This is a genomic window from Pseudomonas marginalis (genome assembly GCF_008692035.1).
Lineage (GTDB): Bacteria > Pseudomonadota > Gammaproteobacteria > Pseudomonadales > Pseudomonadaceae > Aquipseudomonas > Aquipseudomonas marginalis.
In genome coordinates this window covers 1,003,695-1,026,805 of sequence record NZ_VTFG01000001.1, presented here as the reverse complement: position 1 = coordinate 1,026,805, position 23,111 = coordinate 1,003,695, and the positions used below count along the sequence as shown (strand labels likewise).

The window sequence follows — 23,111 nt, the reverse complement described above, 5'->3', positions numbered from 1 at the left end:
TGCTATCACTGCTGTTTCGGCCCGGTGCCGGTAAATCTTTAGGGTTTTTTGTACACAATACAAAGTGCTTATTGTTCTGTATCCAATCAGTAGACATCACGCAGGTAACGCTTCTGTTCGCTCAACTGGCGCCAGTACTCCACTGCGCCCTCAACGCCAAGCCCGCCGTGGGTTTGCGCGACCTGGCGCAGCGCCTGGTCGACATCCTTGGCCATATGGCTGGCATCCCCGCAGATATACAGCCTGGCGCCGTCCTGCAACCAGCGCCACAGCTCGGCACCCTGTTCGTGGATGCGGTCCTGTACGTAGATCTTTTGCGCCTGGTCGCGGGAGAACGCCAGGCTCAGGTGGGTGAGCAGGCCGTCGCGCTGCATGCCTTGCAGTTCATCCTGGTAATAGAAGTCGCTGGCCGCGTGCTGCTCGCCGAAGAACAGCCAGTTGCGGCCCTGGTGCCCCTGGGCCCGACGTTCCTGCAAAAACGCGCGGAACGGCGCCACACCGGTGCCGGGGCCGATCATGATCATCGGTACGTCGCCGTCGGCCGGTGTGCGGAAGTGCTTGGACGGCTGCACGAACAACGGCACCTCGCTGTCTGCGGCGCGGTCGGCGAGGAAGGTCGAGGACACGCCCTTGCGCTTGCCATAACGCACGGCGGCCACGGTGAGGTGCACTTCCTGTGGGTAGGCCTTGGCGCTGGAGGCGATTGAATACAAACGTGGTTGCAGGCGCTTGAGGGTGCCGAGCAGTTCGTCCGCCGAGCAATCGATGGGGTACTCGTGCAGCACATCCACCAGTTGCCGGCCCCACAGCCAAGCCTGCAGTTCGGTCTTGTGCTCGGGGCTCAGCAGGCGCTTAAGGCCTGGGTTGGCACTGCGCTCGGCGATAAAGGCGAGGGTGTCGCTGCTGGGGCGGGCGATTTCGAAACGCTGGGTCAATGCCTGGTGCAGCGGTACATCGCCGAAGGTGTCGATGTTCACGCAGGCACTGGCATCCAGGCGCGTCAGGTCGAGCAGTTCGTTGACCAGTTCCGGGCAGTTGCGCGGCATCACTCCCAGGGCATCACCGGCTTCATAGCTCAGCCCGGAGTCGGTCAGGTCCAGGGCGAACTGGCGGGTTTCCTTGTGGGTGCTCTGCGGGTTCAGGTGCCGGTTGAGCAGCAGCCGTGAGCCATGCAGCTTGGTTTTGCCGGCCGGTGTGGCGGGTGTTACCGGGGCTACGGGCTTTGCCGGGTGGAGGGTCTGTTGGAATTGGGCCAGCCACGCATCGGCGCGCTCTTCGAATTCGGTGTCGCAATCCACGCGCTCCAGCAGGCGGGTCGCGCCCAGCTCCAGCAGGCGCTGGTCAAGGCGTTTGCCGTGCTTGCAGAACTGGTCGTAATTCGGATCGCCCAGGGCCAGTACCGCAAAGCGCAGCGATTCCAGGCGCATCTCGGCGGTGCTGAGGCTGTGCCAGAAGCCTTCGCCATTGTCCGGCGGGTCGCCGTCGCCGAAGGTACTGCTGATCAGCGCCAGGTTTTGTGTGCTCGCCAGTTTGCTGGCCGGGAAATCCGCCATCGCGCTGAGCTCGACGCTGATACCGGCGTCGCGCAGGCGCTTGGCGAATCGCTCGGCGAGGGCTTCGGCGTTGCCGGTCTGGGAGGCCCATAACAGGGTGACGGCCGGGGAGGGCGTTGCGGCGATGGCGCTGACGTCTGCGCGGCTGAACAATCCGCCGAGCAAACCGTCCAGCCACAGTCGGGAATCCTTGGTCAGCGGCGCATGGGTTGGCATCACCGGCACACCCGCTGCCAGGCGCCCGGCCTCGGAGCGCAGACCGCTGAGGAAACCTGCCAGGTAAGTACGCTCGCTGTCGCTCAGTGTCGGCGCCGGCACGTTACGGAGGCCGGCAATATCGGCGAAGGCGTCGAGGCGCGACAGGGTGAGGTCCTCTACTAAGGGGGGCAAGTCTTGCGAGACCGGCCCATCGAGAAACTGGTGATCGATCAACTCGACCCGGGCCAGGGCGACGGCACAGAACTTGAACTCGGGTTGCAGGGAAATCGGATCGACCGCGTCGTTGGTCACCGCGTTGATCGCCAGGTTTTCGCCAAATACATCGTTCCAGTGGAAAGGCGCAAAACAGTTGCCCGGCCGCACGCGGTCGGTGACCACCGCAGGCAGTACGGCACGCCCGCGGCAGGAGCGCACCTCCACGCGGTCCTTGTCCTGGATGCCCAGGCTGGCGGCGTCTTCGGGGTGCAGTTCGACGAAGGGGCCGGGGTTGAGTTTGTTCAGGGTGGCGACCTTGCCGGTCTTGGTCAGGGTGTGCCACTGGTGCTGCAAACGCCCGGTGTTGAGCACGAAAGGGAAGGCCTCATCCGGCATCTCCGCCGGCGGCATATGCGGGCGCGCCAGGAACTGGCCCTTGCCGTTCTCGGTGGCGAATCTGAGCGTGCCTGTATTCAGGTAGCGGATCGGGTTGCGGTCCGCGCCGGCGTCTGAAGCGCAGGGCCATTGCAGCGGTTGCGCGCGCAGCCGTTGATGGCTGGCGCCGCGAATGTCATAGCCGGTCTTGGGGTTCCAGGCGCGCTTGATCTCGTCGAAGACCTCGGCGGCGCTGGCATAGGTGAAGGCTTCGGCAAAGCCCATCTCGCAAGCGACCCTGGCGATGATCTGCCAGTCGGGCAAGGTCTGGCCCGGTGGTTCGACGGCTTTTTGCATCAGGGTCAGGTTGCGCTCGGAGTTGATCATCACCCCATCGGCCTCGGCCCACAGCGCACCGGGCAGCAGGATGTCGGCGTAGCGGTTGGTTTCGGTGTCGAGGAAGGCGTCCTGGGTGATCACCAGTTCGGCGGCTTGCAGGCCTTCGATGACCTTGCGGCGATTGGGCGCGCTGGCCACCGGGTTGGTGCAGATGATCCAGCAGGCCTTGATCTGCCCGGCGCTCATCTGCTCGAACAGCGCCACGGTGCCGCCGCCGACCTGGCGCGGCAGGCTGCCTGGGGGGATCTGCCAGAGGTCTTCGATAAATGCGCGGTCGGCTTCCACCAGCACCGAGCGCTGCCCCGGCAGGCCCGGGCCCATGTAGCCCATCTCACGGCCGCCCATGGCATTGGGTTGGCCGGTGAGGGAAAACGGCCCGCTGCCGGGGCGGCAGATGGCGCCGGTGGCCAGGTGCAGGTTGCACAGCGCGTTGGTGTTCCAGGTGCCGTGGGTGCTTTGGTTGAGGCCCATGGTCCAGCAGCTCATCCACTCGGCGGCGGCGCCTATCCAGTCGGCGGCCTGGCGGATATCCGCTTCCGCCAGGCCGGTGATCTCGGCGACCGTGTGCGGCGGGTAGTCCTCGAGAAAGCCGGGCATGGCCTCCCAGCCCTCGGTGAACGCGGCAATGAACGCGGGGTCGGTGTGGCCGTTCTTGACCAGCAGGTGCAACAGGCCATTGAGCAGGGCGAGGTCGGTGCCGGGTTTGATCGGCAGGTACAGGCCGGCCTTGTCCGCCGTGGCGCTGCGCCGTGGGTCGACCACGATCAGCTTCGCCCCGGCCTTGATCCGGTCCATCATGCGCAGGAACAGGATCGGGTGACAGTCGGCCATATTGGCGCCGATCACGAAGAACAGGTCGGCGCGGTCGAAGTCTTCATAGGAGCCCGGCGGCCCGTCGGAGCCCAGGGACAGCTTGTAGCCGCTGCCGGCGCTGGCCATGCACAGGCGCGAGTTGGACTCGACGTTGTTGGTGCGCACAAAGCCCTTGGCCAGCTTATTGATCAGGTACTGGGCCTCCAGGGACATTTGCCCGGAGACGTAAAAGGACAGGGCATCCGGCCCGTGACTGTCGAGGATGCCGCGCAGGCGCCCGGCGGTTTCGCTGATGGCGGTGTCCATGGCGATGCGCACCGGGTCGTGGTCACGCTTCTCGCGCAGGTAGGCGTTTTCCATCCGCCCGGACTCGGCGATGGCCTGCCCGCAGGTGGTGCCTTTGGTGCACAGGCGGCCGAAGTTGGTGGGGTGGGCCTTATCACCGATGACCTTGACCACCTTATTGTGCTCGACCTGCATGATGATGCCGCAGCCCACACCACAATAGGGACACACACTGCGTACGCTTTGGTTTGCCATCCGTCACCCTCGAAACTTTTTCTGCCCGCCAACAAAAAAGCGCCCTGCAACCCTCCGTTGGAAACGGGGATTGCACGGCGCCTTTGTCGTGAATGGGCAATCAGCGTTGACTGCTCTGTGTGTGTTCCTAGCAAGTCACGCGCCAATTTCTTAAGCACAGGCAAATTGTGGCAAGCCAGCTTGTTGTGGTGAGCGGGATTACTGTGGTGAGCGGGCTTGCTGTGGTGAGCGGGCTTGCCCCGCGCTGGGTGGCGAAGCCGCCCCATCACTGCCGCTGCTTACTTCCTGTAAGGACTGAGGTGCCTGGGTTTAGGGCTGCTGCGCAGCCCAGCGCGGGGCAAGCCCGCTCACCACAGCAAGCCCGCTCTTCTGTGACCCTTTGATTTTTATCCGGGAATGCACTTTTTTGTCGCGGGATGCACCAGTTGGAGGCGCTGAAGTGTGCATTCAGACTCGATGAGTACCGCCAGAAGGCGTCGCAGTAAGGCTCGCGACCAATTGGCACAGACCCTGCAAGCTCCCCCCTCAACCCACCTCGGTCAACGACGATCGACAACAGGGGTATAAAGCGGTAGATCCGGCGCAGTCGCCGATCCGATCCCGCATAAGAACAGGCAAAGGCGCCTGGAACCGCAAGGTTTCAGGCGTTTTTTTTTGCTTTTTAAACCGTGATGAACGTTGTCGGGTGCTTGCTATGAACAAACAGATGAAAACCCTGATCGTCGTCGGCAATGGCATGGTCGGCCACCATTGCGTGGAGCAATTGATCGAACGCGGCGCGCTGGATCACTACCGGTTGCACGTGTTCAGCGAAGAGCCGATGCGTGCCTATGACCGCGTGCACCTTTCCGAGTATTTCACCGGCCGCGATGCCGAGTCCCTGGCGTTGTCGGACGCCGCGTTGTACCAGACGCCGGGTGTCACCCTGCACCTGGGTGTACCGGTGCTGGAGATCGATCGCGAACGCTGTGAAGTGATCACCGCCCAGGGCTGCGTGGGCTACGACAAGCTGGTGCTGGCCACCGGTTCCTATCCGTTCGTACCGCCGATCGAGGGCGCCGAAGGCGACTCGCGCCTGGTGTATCGCACCCTCGAAGACCTCGACGCCATCCGTGCCGCAGCCGCCAATGCCCGCCGTGGTGTGGTGGTGGGCGGTGGCCTGCTCGGCCTGGAAGCCGCCAACGCCCTGAAAAGCCTGGGCCTGGAAGCCCATGTGGTGGAATTCGCGCCGCGCTTGATGCCGGTACAGCTGGATGATTTTGGCGGCCTGGCCCTCAAGGCCCAGATCGAGCGGCTGGGCGTCGGTGTGCATCTGTCCCGCGCCACCCAGTCGATCAGCGCCGGCGAGCGGTACCGCTATCGCATGAACTTTGCCAATGACGAGTTCCTTGAGACTGACCTGATTGTGTTCTCCGCCGGGATCCGCGCCCAGGACGCCCTGGCTCGCCAGGCCGGCCTGGACATTGGCCCGCGCGGCGGCGTGGTGATCAACGACGAGTGCTTGAGCTGCGACCCCAACATCTATGCGATTGGCGAATGCGCTTCCTGGAACGGCAGCCTGTTCGGCCTGGTTGCGCCGGGTTACCAAATGGCCCGTGGCGTCGCCGCGCTGTTGTGCGAGCACAGCGCCGAGCCGTTTGTCGGCGCCGACATGTCCACCAAGCTCAAGTTGCTGGGCGTGGACGTGGGCTCCATCGGCGACGCCCACGCCCATACGCCGGGTGCGCGCAGCTACCAGTTCATCGACGAGGCGACCGCCAGCTATCGGCGCCTGGTGGTGGATGCGAGCGGCAAACACGTGATCGGCGCGGTGCTGGTCGGCGACAACAGCTACTACGACACCTTGCTGCAATACATGCAGAACAGCATCGCGCTGCCGGCCGAACCGGCCAGCCTGATCCTGCCATCGTCCAGCGGCGCACCGACCCTCGGCCCAGGCGCCTTGCCGGACTCTGCCACGGTGTGCTCGTGCCATAACGTCAACAAGGGCGCGATCTGCTCGGCCATCGACGGCGGTTGCAGCGACCTTGGCCTGCTCAAGTCGCAGACCAAGGCCTGCACCGGTTGCGGTGGGTGTGCCGGGTTGCTCAAGCAGGTGTTTGAGCACGAGCTGATTGCCCGTGGCGTCAGCGTCGACAAGAGCCTGTGCGAACACTTTGCCTATACCCGCCAGGAGTTGTATGCCCTGGTGCGCGTGGAAGGGGTGACCACCTTCGAAGAACTGCTGGCCAGGCACGGCCGTGGCCACACCGGCTGCGATGTGTGCAAACCGGCGGTGGGGTCGATCCTGGCCTCGTGCTGGAACCAGCCGATCATGGACGCGTCCCTGGTGCCGTTGCAGGACACCAACGACACCTTCATGGCCAACATGCAGAAGAACGGCACCTACTCGGTAGTGCCGCGTATTCCGGGCGGTGAGATCACCGCCGACAAGCTGATCGTGATTGGCGAAGTGGCGAAGAAATACGACCTCTACACCAAGATCACCGGCGGCCAGCGCATCGACCTGTTTGGCGCGCAACTGCACGAGTTGCCGGACATCTGGGCCGAGCTGATCGCGGCCGGGTTTGAAACCGGCCACGCCTATGGCAAGTCCACGCGCACGGTGAAGTCCTGCGTGGGCAGCACCTGGTGCCGCTACGGTGTGCAGGACAGCGTGAAAATGGCGCTGCTGATCGAGGACCGCTACAAGGGCCTGCGTTCGCCGCACAAGCTCAAGTTCGCGGTATCCGGCTGCACCCGCGAATGCGCCGAGGCGCAGAGCAAGGACGTGGGCGTGATCGCCACCGAGAAGGGCTGGAACCTCTACATCGCCGGCAACGGCGGCATGCGCCCACGCCACGCCGAACTGTTCGCCACCGACCTGGATGACGCCACGCTGATCCAGTACATCGACCGCTTCCTGATGTTCTACATCCGCACCGCCGACAAATTGCAACGCACCTCGGTCTGGCGCGAAAGCCTGGAAGGCGGCCTGGATTTCCTCAAGGACGTGATCCTGCACGACAGCCTGGGCCTGGGCGCCGAGCTCGAAGCGCAGATGCAACTGGTGGTCGACCGCTATGAATGCGAGTGGGCCAACGCCCTCAAGGACCCGGAAAAACTCAAGCGCTTCCGCACCTTCGTCAACGACAAACGCCCCGACCCGGACATCCACTTTGTCCAGGAACGCGGCCAGCGTCGGCCGATCATGGCCGCCGAACTCAACCTGATTGCCGTCACCGAGGAGCTTGCCTGATGAGCCAGTCCAACACGCAGCGCAACCTTGCCACCTGGAAAAGCGTGTGCAACGAGACCGACCTGGTGAGTAATTCCGGCGTCGTGGTGTGGCTGGACGGCGCCCAAGTCGCGCTGTTCTACCTGCCCGGCGCCCGGGACCAGACGCTGTACGCCATCGACAACCACGACCCGGAATCCGGCGCGAATGTGATCGGACGCGGGCTGGTCGGCAGCATCAAGGGCGACCTGGTGGTGGCCGCGCCGATCTACAAGCAGCATTACCGTTTGGAAGACGGCCAGTGCCTGGAGGCACCGCACCAGCGTTTGCGGGTATGGCCAGTGCGGCTGAGCGGTGGGGTGGTGGAGTTGGGAGTGGACTGATGCAGCGCTGCAGGTGAGTGGCCAAGCCGCTCTCCTGCAGCACCCTGGCGCCTACTTGCCGGCTTTGCGGCTGGCCGGCCTGAACAGCAGGCTCAAGAGGAACACAGCCGTCTTGATATCAAGCAGGCGCAAGGCTGCACGTGCTTCTTCCGGTCGCACCCTGGCCAGCATGGGCATGGCGCCGAAGATCTTACCCTTGAGTACTAGGTCGTCACCGCTGCGCTCTATGGCGCTCACGGTCATCAGCTCGCTGTTGTCGCTGCCGAATATTTTCATGATCAGTTCCTTGTCACACGGTCGAAATCGATGCCCAGGTCATCGAATATTTTGATTGCGGTGCCCCGGCCGGCGCCGAATACGCCGCCGCCCGGGTGCATGAAAGGACCCACCAGGTACAGGTTGTCCAGCCCGGGTACGCTCAAGCGGCCGAGGTCGGGCGTAGGGCGGTGGGCGAAACTCTGGTAGAAGTAGGGGGCGACGCCGTGTACATCGCCCTTGACCATGGAGTTGGGCGAACTGCGTTCCAGGTCCAGCGGCGAGCACACCTTGCGGGCGATGATGTTATCCGGCGTAAGGTTCTTGACGAACTTGCGGTACGCCTGGAGGCTCAGATCGCCGAATTCCTCCTTGTACTCGTCCCAGCGTGCGGCACCGCCTTCGGCGAGGTCATAGGGTGCGAACGTCATACCGTGGAACATGCCCTTGCCTGGCGGCACGCGGGTCGGGTCGTTGATGCTCTCGTCGCCACCGGCCACCAGCCTGCGCCTGGACACCCGCCCACGGCGCAACTCGTCGAAGTCGTCGAGCATGTCGCTCAGGCGGTCGCAGCTCATCATGGTCAGCATCGTGGCGCGACCGACATCAGCGCCGGCATGAAACTCGGCCTGCCGGTGCAAGTCGTAGTGGCTGACGAACAGGCTGAATGGGGCCAGCGTGGCGCGTTCGGCGCGTGCGGTCACCCCAGGATCAAGCCCGTCGACGAAGCGTTTGATGACATGGGGGTGCAAGGCGCCGACCACCGCGTCTCGGGCCAGAATTCGCTCACCGTCGGCCAGCTCCACACCGTTGGCGCGCCCGCCTTCGACGATCACCTTGCGCACTTCGCTGTTACAACGGATCTCGCCGCCGTGGTGCTCGATGCAGCGCACCAGGGCTTCTGAAAGCTTGCCACTGCCACCCACCGGTTGCGACACGCCGTAGGTGTGCATGATGCCGACGAACACATACACACCCATACCTGTACCCAACTCGTCCGGGGCTTGCAGGTTTTCGGCGATCACCCGCAACAGGTGGATCTTGACCTTGTCGTGCTCAAACAGGTTGTCGACGATGTCCAGGGTACTGCGCTGCATGGCGTCGAACATCTCGCGGCCTTCCTGGCTCTGGTCAAGCATGGCGACCATGGCCCCCATGGGCGGCGGGGGCGAATAGAAACCGGAGAGGAACATCGGCAGCAGTCCGGCGGCCTTGGTCGCCAGCTTGCGATAGGTCTCTGCGTCGCGAGGCGACACGCTGGCGATGGATTCGCAGGCCTTGTCCAGGTCGCGGTAGGTGATCAGTGCGCTGCCGTCTTCGAAGACGGTCGCATGGGGCACATCGGAGTAGTTGTACTTGAGGCCGAACCGGCTGAACAGACCGAGCTCGTCGCGGGTGATCATGGGGTTGCCCTGGATCATGATATGCACGCTGGAGTGCTCGTCATGCCAGAAGCCTGGAGTGTTAAGCTGGCGCGTTGTCACGCCACCGCCCACATAGTCCTTGCGTTCCAGCACGAGGACTTTTTTGCCGGCCTTGGCCAGATAGGCTGCGGCCACGAGGCCATTGTGCCCGCCGCCGATGGCGACGATATCGTAATGATTCATAGGATCTTCCGCTTCTGTTGTTTTTGTTGTCGGCGTACTGCCCGGGGGCAGGGCGCCGCTGTGCCGGATACTGGGGCAGCGGGCCGGCAGGCGGAAGACGGCACTTTAATGTAGGTCGGTTACCTGAATGTACGTACCCCCCAGGGGCTGGCAGGGAGAGAGGGATGCACAAAGGTGAAGGCTCGATGCATGTGGTCGACAAGATTCAGCGCCAGGCGCTGGATGATCTGAAAGCGCGGGTGCTGCGCGGCGGCAATGATCCCCATGGGCCTGTGCGTGAATCCCTGGCTCGGCTTGGCGACCGCTGGACCCCGTTGCTGTTGCTGGTGCTGCACACCGGTACGCTGCGTTTTACCGAACTGCAACGGCAGGTCAACGATATGGCGGAGGGTAGCTTGTCGCAGCGCATTCTCACCCTCAAGCTGCGTGCGCTGGAACGTGACGGCATGCTCGAACGTCGTGTGATCGCTACCATTCCGCCGCAGGTGGAATACAGCCTCAAGCCATTGGGCGTTTCATTAGTCACCCAGTTTGAGGCGCTGCTGGTGTGGCTCGAACAACAGGCCCCGGTCATCGAGGCCGCCCGCCAGGCCTACGATGCCTGATCGGGATCCATCGAGGCGGCGGTCTCGATGATCAGGTTGCGCAACCAGGCCAGCCCGGGGTCGAGCTGCTGGTATTTGTTCCACTGCATGGACATGGTCAGCGGCGGCGCGGTCCAGGGGGCGGACACGATCCGCAGCGGCAAGTATTGTGCCCATCTCTCCGCCAGGCGACGGTGCATGGTGGCGACCCGCAGGGTACCGATCAGAAACGGCGGCACACTGTTGAAGGTGTTGGTGGTCACTTCCACCCGGCGTGTGAACCCGAAACTGCGCGCAAACCACTCATCAGCCATCGGGGCGCGATGTTCGCCGCCCCAGCGCACCAGCACGTGCCCCAGCGCCTTGTAGTCATCCATGGACAAAGGCCCATTGGCCGCCGGATGGTCCTTGCACATCACGCACACGTATTCATCGCTGAACAGCGCCACACAGGGGTGTTCCTTGAGGATGTTCTTGTCCGGCAGCACCAGGAAGTCCACGTGCCCACGCTCGATCTCAAGGGCGGCCTCATCCGTGGGCAGGAACTGTTCGATGGAGCATGACGGTGCCAGGGTGTTCAGCCTGCGACTGACCTCGGGCAGCAGCACCATGCCCACATAATCCGACGCCATCAGCGTGAAGTTTCGGCGTGCCAGGTCCGGCTGGAATCGGCTGCGGTTTTCCAAGGTGGAGCGCATCTGGATCAGCAAATCACGAATCGGCTGGGCCAGGGTTTCGGCCATCGGTGTACGGACCATCCTGCGACCGACCTGTACCAGTAAATCATCTTCGAAATAGTCGCGCAGGCGTGACAACGCCGCACTGGTGGCCGGCTGGCTGAGGTGCAGGCGCTCACCGGTACGGGTGATGTTCTGCTCCGCCAGCAGCATGTCCAGCACCACGAGGAGGTTCAAATCCAGACCGTGAAAGCGCATGGCTTTACTCCGTTTTTTATGATTGTGCTTACGGGCATCCAGGCTTGTTATACCTGCCTGGCAAAGGATTTGAAACGCAAATAGCGGTGGCTGTTGGGCTATCCATCTGATGGATGGGACCTATCCGAACAAACAATTTCCGGCATACCTGAGGGGTGAGTAAGGTTGGCCCATGTTCAGCCAGCCCCCTGTGAGGCCGGCCATAACAACAATAAATATGGAGAGCAGTCCTGTGTCCCACCTCACGCTTCCAAGCCTGTGTGCCCACTTCACTCTGCATCCAAGAGGAGTGCGTTGATGAGCGCCATCAAGCATGTGCTGATCGTCGGCGGTGGCATTGGCGGCCTCAGCGCCGCCATCGCCCTGCGCAAGTCCGGCGTAGTGGTCGATATTGTCGAAATCAGCCCCCAGGCCAAGGTGTATCACGTGGGTATCGTGGTCCAGGCCAACTGCATTCGCGCCATGGCGCAACTGGGTATTGCCGACGCGGCCGTGGCCGCGGGTTTCCCTTACAAGGGCCTGCGCATCTGCAACCAGCAGGGGGAGGTAAAAGCCGAACTCAGTGGTGCACGGCTGGCCGGCGAGCAGTATCCCGCGAACCTCGGACTGACCCGTCCGGCGTTGCATCAGGTATTGCTTGATGCGGTGGCCGCCAGTGGCGCCAACCTGCGTCTGGGCCTGACCTTCAGTGATATTTCTCAACATGAACACGGCGTCAGCGTGGGGTTCACCGACGGCAGTCGGGGTGATTATGACCTGGTGGTGGGGGCCGACGGTGTGTACTCCAAAGTGCGTACGACGGTATTCGGCGAGCAGTACACGCCGCAATTCACGGGGCAGGGCGTGTGGCGCTACAACCTGCCACGGCCCAAGGACCTGCTCTGGTCGCACATGTTTGAGGGCAAGCCGGGCGGCAAGGCTGGCTACACGCCATTGACCGAAGACAGCCTGTACATCCTGTCGGTGTTCGAAGAACCCGGCAACCCGTTCTTCGACCCGGACACGCTTGCCGCCGAGTTCCGCCGACGCCTTGAAGGCTACGGCGGCCTGGTGCCGGAGCTGAGCGCCCAGATCACCGACAACACCCAAGTGGTCTATCGCCCGCTGGAAGCCCTGTTGATGCCGGCCCCCTGGTACCGCGGGCGCGTGTTGTTGATTGGCGATGCCGCGCACGCCACCACGCCGCACATGGGCCAGGGCGCCGCGCAGGCGGTGGAGGATGCCGTGGTGCTGGGTGAACTGTGTGGCGCCGAGCTGAGTCTGGCCGAGGTGCTCGAAGGTTTCATGCAGCGTCGCTACGAGCGTTGCAAATTCATCAACCAAGGGTCCGTGCAGATCGGCGAGTGGGAGCAGCGGCCGACACCGGATGCCAACTTCGCCGGTTTGATGAAACAGATGATCGATGTGGTCGCCCAGCCTATCTGACCCAAGGACATGCTCATGCAACGTAATCCGCTCAAAGGCTGGCAGGTCGACCGCGACGCTATCGGTTTCGTCGGCCACGATCTGCAACGCCCCGAATGCATCATCGCCCAGCCCGACGGCAGCCTGTGGTCCGCCGACGCACGTGGCGGGGTGATGCATATTACCGCCAATGGCGAGCAGACCTTGTTGGCGCCCACGCAGGTGGAGGCGCAGGCGGCGTCCTTCGAATCGCGCTATGTGCAGTCCCAGGGCGCGTCGCTGCCCAATGGCCTGGCGCTGACGGAGCAGGGCGACTTCATCATCTGCAACTGGGGCCTGGACCGTATCGAGAAGCTCGACCGCCAGGGCCATGTCCAGGTGCTGTTTGACCAGCTCGACGGCAAGCCCCTGGGCAAGACCAACTTCCCTCTACGGGATAGCAAGGGGCGTATCTGGTTCACGGTGACGACCACGATGCAACCGTGGACCGACTCGATCAATTCCGGCGTGCTGGATGGCTACATCGGCGTGATCGACGCCCAGGGCATTCGCATCGTCGCCGAAGGGTTTGGCGGCACCAACGAAATCCGCTTCGACGACAACGAAGAATGGTTGTACGTGGTGGAAAGCAATGTGCGGCGAATCTCCCGCCTGCGCCAGCAGGCCGACGGCTCGCTAGGGGAACGTGAAGTGTTTGGCCCGGCGGAGCTGGAGGGCTTTCCCGACGGTTTTGCCTTCGACAGCTTCGGCAACCTGTGGGTGACCTTGGTGATGAGCGACAAGCTGATTGCCCTGACCCCCGATGGCGAAGTACTCAACCTGCTTGATGACGGTAACCCGGTCGCCACAGCGTTGCTGAACCAGCACTACCGCGCCAAAACCCTCACCCCGCAGATCATGCAGGCTGCCCACGGCACACTGGCACCTTGGATGGCCAGCCTGACGTTTGGCGGGCCCGATTTGAAAACCGTGTACCTGGGCAGTCTGCAGGGCACACGCATTCCGTTTTTCCGGGCGCCACTGGCGGGCCAACCGCTGATCCACTGGCGCTGAATACCGAATAACAAGACAGGAACCGGCTCATGATTCGTTATCTGAAAAAAGGCAAACCGGCGGAGCACAAGGCGGCACTCAACGCCCAGGTGCGCGACACGGTCGAACAGATTATCCATGCGATCGATCAGCGTGGTGAAGCGGCTGTGCGGGATTACTCGCAACAGTTCGATGGCTGGAACCCGCCGAGCCTGCGGCTGAGCCAGGAGCAGATCCAGGCGTGCATAGACAGCCTGTCGCCCCAGGCCATTGAGGACATCACCTTCGCCCAGGCCCAGATCCGTCGCTTCGCCCAAATCCAGTTGCTGTCGATGCGCGACGTGGAGGTCGAAACCCTGCCGGGCGTGGTGCTCGGGCACAAGCACATCCCGGTGAGTTCGGTAGGCTGTTACATCCCTGGCGGCAAGTACCCGCTGCTGGCCTCGGCGCACATGAGCGTGCTTACCGCCAAAGTGGCCGGTGTGAAACGCGTGATCGCCTGTGCACCGCCATTCGATGGCCAGCCGTCGCCGGAGATCATCGCCGCGATGGCCATGGCGGGGGCTGATGAAATCTATGTGATGGGTGGCGTGCAAGGTGTCGCTGCCATGGCCCTGGGCACCGAACACATCGAGAAGGTCGACATGATCGTCGGTCCGGGCAATGCCTACGTGGCCGAAGCCAAGCGTCAACTGTACGGTCGCGTCGGTATTGACCTGTTCGCCGGGCCTACGGAAACCATGGTCATCTGCGATGACACGGTGGATGCCGAACTGGTGGCGGTCGACCTGCTGGGCCAGGCCGAACATGGGCCGACTTCACCGGCGTTTTGCGTGACCACCAGCCGCCGTATTGCCGAAGAATTGCCGGCGGCCATCGAGCAGGTGCTCGCACGCCTGGACACCGCTCCGGTGGCCAGTGTGGCCTGGCGCGACTATGGCGAGATCATCTTGTGTGACAGCGACGAAGAGATGCTCGCCGAATCCGAGCGCATCTGCTCTGAACACGTGCAGGTGATGACCCGCGACCCGGACTGGTTCCTGGCGCGCATGACTCACTATGGCGGCCTGTTCCTGGGGCATCGCACCAATGTGTCCTACGGCGACAAAGTGATCGGCACCAATCACACGCTGCCGACCATGGGCGCCGGGCGTTACACCGGCGGGCTCTGGGTGGGCAAGTTCATCAAGACTCATACCTACCAGCGGGTGCTCACAGACGAAGCCAGCGTGGCCATCGGTGAAGTCTGCTCGCGGTTGTGTGCACTGGAGCATTTCTCCGGCCACAAGGAACAGGCGGATATCCGTGTGCGTCGCCTGAAGAAGGCCTCCTGATGGGCCGCCTGGAAGGCAAGGTCGCCGTCGTTACCGGAGCCACCGGCGGGTTGGGGGTGGTGATCTGCCATGCCCTGGCCCGCGCGGGTGCCAGCGTAGTGGCGGGGTACAACCGCTCCAGCGATGCCGCCCATACCCTGGTGACTGACCTGCCGACTGTTGCCGGTGGCCACCTCGCCGTGGCGGCACCTGTCACCGACAGCGCCATGCTCGAGCGACTGGCCACTCAGGTACAGAGGCACTTTGGGCGTTGCGACATTCTGGTCAATTGCGCCGGCACGACGCGGTTTGTCGAACATGCCGACCTTGAGGGTCTGGATGACGGGCTGATCGACAATATCCTGGCCATCAACGTGCGCGGTCCGATCGCCTGTATCCGGGCCTTGGCACCGCTGCTCAAGGCCGGCGGCGATGGGCTGGTGGTGAACATCAGCTCGATTGCCGCGCGTACGGCGATGGGCAGCAATATTGCCTACTGCGCGAGCAAGGCGGCGGTGGACAACCTGACCCGGTCCCTGGCCCGTGCCCTGGCGCCTCAGGTAAGGGTGGTGTCGGTGGCGCCGGGGTTGGCCGATACGGAGTTCGTCCAGGGCCTGGCCCAGGGCTGGCGTGACGAGCAAGCCGCACGTACCCCGTTGGGTCGCCTGGCCTTGCCCGAAGAGGTCGCCCAGGCGGTGTTGGCCCTGGCCTGCCACCTGACATTTACCACCGGCGCGGTCATCCCAGTGGATGGCGGTCGGGCACTGAACTGAGGAAGGCTGCCATGTTTGCGATCAAACCCCATCACGGCGGGATCAGCGTCCCCGACCTGGAGGCGTCCATCGGCTGGTACCGGCGGATGCTCGGTTTCGAGCTGGAAAGCCGCGCCTACATTGACCGGATCCCGGCGCATATCGCCTTTATCCGCTGCGGCGACTACCGCATCGAGCTGTTCCAGCTGGACCAAGCGCACCCGTTACCGAGTGACCGTCGCGAGCCGCACCTGGACCTCAAGACCCACGGCCACAAGCACTTGTGCTTTGCCGTGCAGGATGCCGCGACTGCCTTCCACGCGTTGCGCGGCAAAGGTGCCGACATCGTTTTTGAGACGGTCATCGAAGGCAGCCCCATGGGCTTTGTGCGCGACAACAGCGGCAATCTGCTGGAACTCATTGAATGCCCGGCCCTGTGGTCCGGGCCAGGAGCACACCGATGAAACTTGCAACCCTGAAGGATCACACCCGCGATGGGCGCTTGGTGGTTGTCAGTCGCGACCTGGGCCGCGCGGTGCTGGCCAGTGGAATCGCCGGCACCCTGCAGGCTGCGCTGGAAGAATGGCCCCGCTGCGAACCGGCATTGCAGCAGTTGTCCGCCGCACTTAACGCAGGCCGGGCACCCCAGGCGTTCGATTTTGACCCGCGCGCGGCCATGGCACCGCTGCCCCGTGCCTACCAATGGGCCGATGCCTCGTCGTTCCTCAACCACGGCAGCCTGATGGAGCGTGCGTACAATCTGGACATCAAGAAAGATCCCGGCGTGCCTATCATCTACCAGGGCGCCGGGGACGATTTCTTCGGTGCCTGCGACGATTACCCGGTGCCCGGCGAGGACCACCAGATCGATTTCGAGGGCGAGGTGGCAGTGGTGCTTGATGATGTGCCCATGGGCGTTCAGCCAACGGCAGCGGCGGCGCATATCAAGTTGCTGATGCTGCTCAACGACGTGAGCCTGCGCGCGCATCTGTTCAAGGAGGTGAGTATCGGTTTCGGTCCACTGCGGGCCAAACCCAGTACGGTGTTTGCGCCGGTGGCGGTCACCCCGGATGAACTGGGCGAAGCCTGGCACGACGGCCGCGTCAAGCTGCCGCTGCATGTGCAGTGCAACGGCCAGCGTTTCGGCGAACCCAACGGCGATGAAATGGACTTCAGCTTCCCGGAACTGGTAATGCACCTGGCTCGTACCCGCAACTTGCGCGCCGGTACGGTGCTGGGCTCGGGCACCTTCTCCAACCGTGACTACACCGCCAAAGGCTCGGCCTGCCTGGCCGAGCGACGTGCAATAGAAGTGATCGAGCAGGGTGAGGCGAACACGCCTTTCCTGAAATTCGGCGACCGTTTGCGCTTTGAAATCTTTGGCCTGGACGGGCAAAGCCTGTTCGGCGCCATCGATCACCGGTTTGTTCCAGCCCCCGTGCAGGAGCACTGACATGCATGTATTGATCACCGGCGCCAATGGTTTTGTGGGCGCCACCCTGGTACGTCGCTTACTGGCCGATCCCTATGCACTGCCGGGCTGGACACGTTTGACCCTGCTGGACCTGGCGTTTCCTCAGATACCGCCGGACCCCCGCGTGCGCTGCCTTACCGGCAGTATCGCCGACCTGCGGTTGCTGGCCGATGCCCTGGAAACGCCGGTCGATATCGCCTTCCATTTGGCGAGCATCCCCGGTGGGGCCGCCGAGCGCGACTACAGCCTGGGCCGTCGAGTCAACCTGGACGCCACGCTGGCGTTGCTGGAAGGGCTCAAGGATCAACCCAACCCGGCGCGGGTAGTGTTCGCCAGCACCATCGCGGTGTATGGCTCGCCCTTGGCGACCGCGGTAGACGACCACACGCCCCTGCACCCGCAATTGAGTTACGCCACCCAGAAATTGATGGGTGAGTTGCTGATCGATGATTTCAGCCGCCGTGGCTGGATCGATGGCATCAGCCTGCGCTTACCGGGCATTGTGGCCCGCCCGCCGCAACCTTCCGGGTTGTTGTCGGCGTTCATGAGCGAGGTGTTCTGGGCGCTGGCGGCGGGCACGCGTTTCGAGTGCCCGGTATCGCCGCAGGCGCAGGCCTGGTGGATGTCGGCGGCACGCTGTGTCGATAACCTGCTGCACGCCGCTACGCTGGCGCCCGAGCGACTGGTGGCGCGGCGAGTGTTTGCGCTGCCGGTGTTGCACCTGAGTATGGCGCAGTTGGTCGACGGGCTGTGCAGGCGTTTCGGCGAAGACCGCCGTGCACAGGTGGAGTACCAGCCTGATGAACACCTGGAGGCGAATTTCGGCCGCTATCCGCCCTTGCATGCCGAGGCATCCGAAGCCCTGGGCTTGCGCCATGATGGAGGCATCGAGCAACTGATCGAGCGAACCCTGCAGTTGTAATACCCAAGCGTGCGTTTCACCCTTTAATAATAACAATCCGGAGAGGCCATGAACGCTCCTACCCGCGTCACCCAGTCAAAGGCGACCCTCGCTACGTACCTGTTGTTGTTGATCAACTGTCTGTCACCGATGGCGGCCATCGTGGTAGCGCCGAGCCTGCCACAGATGCAGGCGCATTTTTCCGACGTGCCTAACGTCGAGTTCCTGATCCCGGTGGCACTGACTATTCCCGGCTTGCTGGTGGCGTTGCTCAGCCCGCTGGTGGGCGTGTTGGCCGATCGGTATGGGCGCAAGCAATTGCTGGTGGCGTCGATTGTCGGCTACGGCGTGTTCGGCCTGATGCCGATGTTCCTCGACTCGCTCTACGCAATCATCGTCAGTCGTATCGCCCTGGGCTGCGTGGAGGCGGTGGTGGTGACCATCAGCACCATGCTGATCGGCGACTACTACAGCGGTGCGCAACGCCAGAAGTACCTGGCGCTGCAAACCACCTTTGCGTCGTCGTCGGCGATCCTGTTCTTCATGGTAGGCGGCGCCTTGGGTGAACTTGGCTGGCGCATGCCCTATGTAGTCTACGCGGTGCCCCTGGCACTGGCGCTATTGAGCAAGGTCATGCTGTGGGAACCGCGCGCAGCCAGCATGGCGTCGGACGAAGAGCAGGCGCGCAACAACGTGAGCTTTCGGCCGTTGCTGATGCTGGGGATTTGTGTGGTGACCTTCATCGGCGCGGTCATGTTCATGATCCTGCAGATCCAGATGGCCTACCTGCTCGGGGACATCGGCGAACCGTCCCCGCAGACCGCCGGCCTCGTCGCGTCGGCGTGCAGCGTGATGATCGTGCTGGGTACTCTTAGCGTGCACCTGCTGACTCGCCTGGGCCTGCGTACCCCCCATTGCCTGGCCCTGGCCTTTGGCCTGATCGCTACCAGCTTTCTGTTGATTCCGGCGATGCACACCTGGCAGGCAATCATGGTTGTTGCACTAATCAACGGCCTGGGCTGCGGCCTGATGTTGCCCACCCTGGCCATCTGGAACATGCGTGAACTGCCGTGGCAGCGCCGCGGGTTGGGCACTGGCATGTGGTACGGCAGCTACTGCCTGGGCATGTTTTTCAGTCCGATCCTGGTCGTGGCCGTTGGCAAGGTCAGCGGAAGCCTGGCCACCACCATTGGCTGGGCCGGCTGGCTCTGCCTGCCGGTGGTACTGCTGGCACTCGGCGCCAGCCTGGTGAAGTGCCGGGCGGCACGCAACCTGCGCCTGACCGGCGTCAATCTCGAAGACGCCTGACCCTGGAATGACCGAACACTCCGGTGCCCTGGTACCGGAGCAGGCCCCCTTATCTCATAAAAACAACAAAAGAGACTGAACATGACGATTCGAATGGTGGTTGGTTGTGCATTGATCATCGTGACGGCAGGCCCCGCCCTGGCTGCCGACGCGCCGAGCGACGAGTACCCGAATGAAAAAGTCGGTCCGCGCGTATTGAATGTGGAGCCCAATGTGCCACCCAAAAGTGGCAAGCTTCTTGAGGCGCAGGGCAAGTGGCTCAACGACCATGGTGTGAGCCCGCACCTGTCGATGACTGAGATTTACCTGCGCAACCCCAGCGCCGGCCTGTACACCGGTAACCACGAGTCACTGACCATCTTTGCCATCGGCGCCGACTTCAACCTCGACAAGCTCATTGGCCTGCCCGGTGGGACGATCCACTTCGAGCAGCTGTACGTGCCCTGGACCAGCAACCTGGACTACGGTCGGCAGGTGGGTGATGTGATTGCCGGTAAACCGGGCCCTTACATTCCGAATGTCAGCCACCTGAGCCTGTTCACCTACGAGCAGAAATTGCTCGACGACAAGCTGTCCATCGAAGCGGGCAAGAGCAACGCCGGCAACTACTTTGCGCTGCCGCTGTGCAACGTGCCGCTGGGATGCGTGAACGCGATCCTGCAGGACACGGCCGGTATCAACCCGCCGCCCTACGCCAACTGGGGCGCGCGCGTCGGCTACGATTTCAGCCCCGCCGTGCGCGCGCAGGTCGGTGCGTGGCGCAGCAACAATGCCTATCCCTTCACCAATGGCTGGGAGCGCGGCGTCGGCGAAAGTGGCGGCACCTTGAGTACGGTGTACCTGGCGAACCTGGCCTATCGCACCGACTACCGCATGCAAGCCTACCCGCAAACGTTCGAGGTGCTGGGCTTTCACAATAACGGGCAACAGACCGACCCCTATTTCACGGTCAACGGCACCTCGAAAGTCACTGACACAACTGCCGCTGCCGATACCCGCAAGGGCGTGACAGGTTTCTACCTGGGCGCCAAGAAAACCGTCTGGCGCCAGGACGGCGGCGCCACCCAAGACCTCAACCCAACGGCGGTAGCGGCCTATGCCAGCTTGACCCACACACTTGATGAAGGCACCACCAATGGCGTCGGCACCCAAGGCAACGCAGGGCTGATTCTTTCCGCACCCTTTCGCAGCCGACCGTTCGACAGCTATTCGGTGAACGTCAACTGGGCACAACTGACCAGTCGCGAGCAACGCTTCCTTGAAGAGGCCCACGCGGCATCGGGCGGTGGCAGTTACCGCCCCGGGCGCAACGAGTATGCGGTCGCGCTGGACGCCAACTTCATCCTCACCGACAGCATCGTCCTCAGCCCCTTCGTGCTGCGTACGTGGGGAGCCAGCAGTTGGTTGAACCCCTACACCGGCGTCAACCCGCGCGATGGTTATGCCGCCGGGCTGCTGTTGCATGTGCAATTCGACGAGATGCTGGGTTTGAACAGCCGTCACTGATTCGCCGCACTCCATGGCGGGCGCCTGAAGCCATCCACGCCATGGATAGAACCCATGTCGACAAACGATTAGTCGGCATGGGCCGGGCTTCTTACTCTGGCCTTAGACCCCTGTTTGACGAGGACACAACCATGCAGCGCAATTTCACTTTCCAGGAGACCTGAGATGGCGATCATCGGCATCGACACCCTGTTGTATGGCGTCGAGGACCTGGCCCTGGCCTCGCGCTTCTTTGATGATTTCGGCCTGGTGCGCCTCAGTGCCAACGATCAGGAAAGCCTGTATCGACTGGAGGAAGGCTCGACCATTATCGTGCGCGAAATGCATCACCCCTCTATTCCGGCGTCGCGCTACGAAGGCTTCGGTGTGAAGGAGACCATCTGGGGCGTGGACAACGCTGAAAACCTGGCGCGGCTGGTCGCCGACTTGTCCAGCGACCGTGAGGTTCTCCTGGGCGATGATGATGCCTGGCACTTTCTCAGCGATTGCGGCCAGGCCTTGGGGCTTCGCGTGTTCAACCGCAGGAAAGTCACTTACGCCCCCGACCCGGTCAACGCTGCCGGCAACGTCAACCGTCTCAACCAGCACCGCAAATGGCGCACGCGGGCTCGACCTAAAACCATCAACCACGTGGTGTTTGCCGTGGATGACTATTGGCAGAGCTTTGCGTTCTTTCGCGACCGTCTGAACTTTCGCCTGTCCGACCATCAGAAAGGCGTGGGTACCTACCTGCGCGCCGACGGTGCCAATGAGCACCACAACACCTTCCTGCTCAATAACAAGGCACCGGGGGCGGGCGGGGTGCCGCGTTTTCATCACACCTGCTTCGGGGTCGAGGACTTCGACGAGGTGATGGTCGGCTCCAATTACATGACCCGACGCGGTTGGCAGCATGGCTTTCTCGGTACCGGCCGCCACCGCATCGCTTCGGCAATCTTCTGCTACTTCAACTCACCCACCGGTGGTGAGGCCGAGTACGGCGCCGACACCGATTACCTCGACGACAGTTGGGTACCGCGCGAATGGGAGTTTCGCTTCGGCACGGCCCAGTGGATGGGCAACCCGCCTGCGTTCATGCAGGACGACATTCCCTGGGACGTGACCTTTTACCAGGGCGAATTCCCGGCTATGCGCCGCTGATTTTCACAAGGATTGACCCATGAGCATGTTCCAGTATTTCGAAACCAATTATGTGTGGAGCCTGGCAGTTGCGGCAGCCATCGAGATGGGCGGCAAGATCGGCGAGATCGACACCATGTGCCGGCCGCTGCTGGAGGTAGCCCGCCAGGGTGACGATGCGGGCACCCAGGCGTTTATGGCCGCCTGGGAGGCTGGAGGCGACAACCTGGTGGCCTTGGCGCAGGAAGACAAGGCGGCCGGCAGGTGGCTCAGCGCCGGTGACAAGTTGAACCGCGCGGCGGTGTATTTCATCACTGCCGAGCGTATGCAGGCTCACGGTCATGCGCCTCGCAAAGCGTTGTACGCCAAGTTTCTGCGCACCTTCGCCGAAGGCGTCGAACTGTCTGGCGAAAATACCCGGCGGTTTGAAATTCCCTACGACGGTGCCCATCTCGCCGGGCTGTTCACCCCGGCTGAGGGCGTAACTGACGCGGCGCCGTGTCTGGTGGTGATCAATGGCCTGGACAGCACCAAGGAGATGGTCCATCGCGCCGGGCTGTTCCCGCAATTGCTTGCCAAACGCGGCATCTCCAGCCTGTTCATCGACCAGCCCGGCACCGGCGAAGCCCTGCGCCTGCATGGCATGACCGCAGTCGTCAACACCGAACTGTGGGCCAGCCCGCTGATGGACTACCTGCAAACCCGCCGCGAAATCGACCCGCTGCGTATCGGCTTGCTGGGGGTGTCCCTGGGTGGGTATTACTGCCCGCGCGCTGTAGCGTTCGAACCGCGCTTCGCCCTGGGCGCAGTGTGGGGGGCGAACCATAACTGGGGCGAAATGCAGAAGCGCCGCCTGGCCCGCGAAGGTGAACGACCGGTGCCGCACTACTGGGAGCACGTGTGCTGGGTGTGGGGTGCGAGCAGCATGGAGGCGTTCATGACGCTCGCCGAGCAGGTGCACCTCAACGGGGTAATGGAGCGTATCAAGGTGCCGTTTCTGGTGAGTCATGGCGAGGCCGACCGACAGATTCCGCTGGCGTACGCGCATCAGTCCTATGACCAACTCACCAACAGCCCGGATCGCGAATTGAAGGTGTTCACCCCGCGTGAAGGCGGTATCCACCACAGCAGCCTGGACAACACCTCGAACGCCGGCGCCTGGATTGCCGATTGGGTTGCTGAGCGCCTGGGCGGTACTACCCACTCCGGGTGAGCGCTCAACAACGG

At 63.0% G+C, this 23,111-nt stretch carries 18 protein-coding genes; 14 read left to right on the top strand and 4 right to left on the bottom strand.

What is annotated here, in order from left to right; translation table 11 throughout:
* Positions 1-86: 86 nt before the first annotated feature.
* A complete protein-coding gene (locus FX984_RS04430; protein WP_146476126.1) occupies positions 87-4,094 on the bottom strand; it encodes a bifunctional nitrate reductase/sulfite reductase flavoprotein subunit alpha in 4,008 nt (1,335 codons plus the stop codon).
* Positions 4,095-4,788: 694 nt separating this feature from the next.
* On the opposite strand from FX984_RS04430, the gene nirB reads away from it, so the two are divergent.
* Positions 4,789-7,332: a nitrite reductase large subunit NirB gene (gene nirB, locus FX984_RS04425; protein WP_027608486.1), complete on the top strand. Its 2,544-nt coding sequence runs from the start codon at positions 4,789-4,791 to the stop codon at positions 7,330-7,332.
* Entirely contained in the window at positions 7,332-7,694 is a 363-nt protein-coding gene (nirD, locus tag FX984_RS04420; protein WP_027608485.1) for a nitrite reductase small subunit NirD, read from the top strand. Before nirB ends, nirD begins: the two co-directional genes overlap by 1 nt.
* Before the next feature lie 51 nt (positions 7,695-7,745).
* Here nirD and FX984_RS04415 read toward each other — a convergent pair whose 3' ends face one another.
* Both FX984_RS04415 and FX984_RS04410 read right to left on the bottom strand, forming a co-directional pair.
* The gene (locus FX984_RS04415) at positions 7,746-7,970 is read right to left on the bottom strand and encodes a hypothetical protein (RefSeq protein WP_027608484.1); all 225 of its coding nucleotides are present in this window, start codon (positions 7,968-7,970) and stop codon (positions 7,746-7,748) included.
* Between the two features lie 2 nt (positions 7,971-7,972).
* On the bottom strand, positions 7,973-9,556 hold the full coding sequence (locus FX984_RS04410; protein WP_027608483.1) for a phytoene desaturase family protein: 1,584 nt from the start codon (positions 9,554-9,556) through the stop codon (positions 7,973-7,975).
* A gap of 164 nt (positions 9,557-9,720) precedes the next feature.
* Between FX984_RS04410 and FX984_RS04405 the strand changes: the two genes are divergently transcribed.
* The gene (locus FX984_RS04405) at positions 9,721-10,161 is read left to right on the top strand and encodes a winged helix-turn-helix transcriptional regulator (RefSeq protein ID WP_027608482.1); all 441 of its coding nucleotides are present in this window, start codon (positions 9,721-9,723) and stop codon (positions 10,159-10,161) included.
* Here FX984_RS04405 and FX984_RS04400 read toward each other — a convergent pair.
* The gene (locus tag FX984_RS04400) at positions 10,149-11,075 is read right to left on the bottom strand and encodes a LysR family transcriptional regulator (protein ID WP_027608481.1); all 927 of its coding nucleotides are present in this window, start codon (positions 11,073-11,075) and stop codon (positions 10,149-10,151) included. The two genes, FX984_RS04405 and FX984_RS04400, sit on opposite strands and share 13 nt — an antisense overlap.
* A gap of 297 nt (positions 11,076-11,372) precedes the next feature.
* Here FX984_RS04400 and FX984_RS04395 point away from each other — a divergent pair, with 297 nt between their 5' ends.
* The 11 genes from FX984_RS04395 to FX984_RS04345 all read left to right on the top strand — a co-directional run bounded on the left by FX984_RS04395 (position 11,373) and on the right by FX984_RS04345 (position 23,097).
* The gene (locus tag FX984_RS04395; RefSeq protein ID WP_027608480.1) at positions 11,373-12,500 is read left to right on the top strand and encodes an FAD-dependent oxidoreductase; all 1,128 of its coding nucleotides are present in this window, start codon (positions 11,373-11,375) and stop codon (positions 12,498-12,500) included.
* 15 nt (positions 12,501-12,515) lie between these two features.
* Positions 12,516-13,532 carry an SMP-30/gluconolactonase/LRE family protein gene (locus FX984_RS04390; RefSeq protein ID WP_146476128.1) on the top strand — a complete coding sequence of 339 codons (1,017 nt, stop codon included), beginning with the start codon at positions 12,516-12,518 and terminating at the stop codon, positions 13,530-13,532.
* A gap of 29 nt (positions 13,533-13,561) precedes the next feature.
* A complete protein-coding gene (hisD, locus tag FX984_RS04385) occupies positions 13,562-14,845 on the top strand; it encodes a histidinol dehydrogenase (RefSeq protein WP_146476131.1) in 1,284 nt (427 codons plus the stop codon).
* Positions 14,845-15,597 carry an SDR family NAD(P)-dependent oxidoreductase gene (locus FX984_RS04380; RefSeq protein WP_092356973.1) on the top strand — a complete coding sequence of 251 codons (753 nt, stop codon included), beginning with the start codon at positions 14,845-14,847 and terminating at the stop codon, positions 15,595-15,597. The genes hisD and FX984_RS04380 overlap by 1 nt, the downstream gene beginning before the upstream one ends.
* An 11-nt stretch (positions 15,598-15,608) precedes the next feature.
* Positions 15,609-16,040, top strand: a complete 432-nt coding sequence (locus tag FX984_RS04375) for a VOC family protein (protein ID WP_027608476.1) — start codon at positions 15,609-15,611, stop codon at positions 16,038-16,040.
* Positions 16,037-17,029 (top strand): fumarylacetoacetate hydrolase family protein, encoded by a 993-nt coding sequence (locus tag FX984_RS04370; protein ID WP_146476133.1) that lies wholly within the window; start codon positions 16,037-16,039, stop codon positions 17,027-17,029. The genes FX984_RS04375 and FX984_RS04370 overlap by 4 nt, the downstream gene beginning before the upstream one ends.
* 1 nt (position 17,030) lies before the next feature.
* Entirely contained in the window at positions 17,031-17,972 is a 942-nt protein-coding gene (locus FX984_RS04365) for an NAD-dependent epimerase/dehydratase family protein (protein WP_146476136.1), read from the top strand.
* 48 nt (positions 17,973-18,020) lie between these two features.
* Positions 18,021-19,259, top strand: a complete 1,239-nt coding sequence (locus FX984_RS04360) for an MFS transporter (protein WP_027608473.1) — start codon at positions 18,021-18,023, stop codon at positions 19,257-19,259.
* Positions 19,260-19,340: 81 nt separating this feature from the next.
* Entirely contained in the window at positions 19,341-20,765 is a 1,425-nt protein-coding gene (locus tag FX984_RS04355) for a carbohydrate porin (protein WP_146476138.1), read from the top strand.
* A 165-nt stretch (positions 20,766-20,930) separates the two neighbouring features.
* The gene (locus tag FX984_RS04350; protein WP_027608471.1) at positions 20,931-21,905 is read left to right on the top strand and encodes a VOC family protein; all 975 of its coding nucleotides are present in this window, start codon (positions 20,931-20,933) and stop codon (positions 21,903-21,905) included.
* A gap of 25 nt (positions 21,906-21,930) precedes the next feature.
* Entirely contained in the window at positions 21,931-23,097 is a 1,167-nt protein-coding gene (locus FX984_RS04345) for an alpha/beta hydrolase family protein (protein ID WP_027608470.1), read from the top strand.
* The last annotated feature ends 14 nt before the right edge of the window (positions 23,098-23,111 follow it).